Annotated in this window: 1 protein-coding gene; it reads left to right on the top strand. The window is 59.8% G+C overall.

Annotation, left to right across the window (positions count from 1 at the left end; genetic code table 11):
- On the top strand, positions 1-321 hold a 321-nt coding region (locus QMX88_RS29370; protein WP_282373747.1), incomplete at both ends, for an alpha/beta hydrolase fold domain-containing protein.

Raw genomic sequence — 321 nt, forward strand, 5'->3', positions numbered from 1 at the left:
AGGCCAATGCTATCGTGGTGTCAGTGGACTACCGTCGCGCGCCTGAATATAAATTCCCGGCAGCCCATCTAGACGCTGTTGCTGCCTACCGCTGGCTCACTACCAACGCTGCTAGCATTGGCGGAGATCCTAAACGCCTAGCGTTGGCCGGCGAAAGCGCCGGCGGCAATCTGGCGCTCGCCACTGCTGTGGCTGCACGCGATCAGGGCTTGACCTCGCCCAAGAGTGTGATTGCTGTGTACCCAGTGGGGCAGACCACGACCAACACTGAGTCGTACTTGAAGTACGCTGACGCCAAGCCACTCAATCGCCCCATGATGC

The organism is Pseudomonas sp. PS02290 (assembly GCF_029960075.1).
Lineage (GTDB): Bacteria > Pseudomonadota > Gammaproteobacteria > Pseudomonadales > Pseudomonadaceae > Aquipseudomonas.